Annotated in this window: 1 protein-coding gene; it reads left to right on the forward strand. The window is 71.0% G+C overall.

Features of this window, described 5'->3' with window-relative positions; genetic code table 11:
- Positions 1 to 255, forward strand: a 255-nt coding sequence (locus MYL53_RS17210) for a TolC family protein (protein WP_486606363.1), incomplete at both ends; no start/stop codon positions are given.

Here is a 255-nt window from a genome sequence, read left to right on the forward strand (position 1 = left end):
ATGCGGCGATCGAGGCCGCCGAGCGCCGCACCGATGTGGCCTACAAGGACCTGTTGCCCTCGCTGGACGTGACGGCGGCGCTGGAGGACGTCGCCGAGACGCCCCACGAGGCCCTGCTCGGCGATCCTCTGTGGTCACTGCTGGGCCAGCTCACCGCACCGCTGTTCCAGGGCGGGCAGCTCAAGGCGGCGGCGGACATCGCCGAGCTGGAGGGCGCCCATGCCTACCAGGCCTATCGCGAAACGCTGCTCGAGG

Origin of the sequence: Halomonas getboli (genome assembly GCF_023094245.1) — a bacterium.
Classification (GTDB): domain Bacteria; phylum Pseudomonadota; class Gammaproteobacteria; order Pseudomonadales; family Halomonadaceae; genus Halomonas; species Halomonas getboli.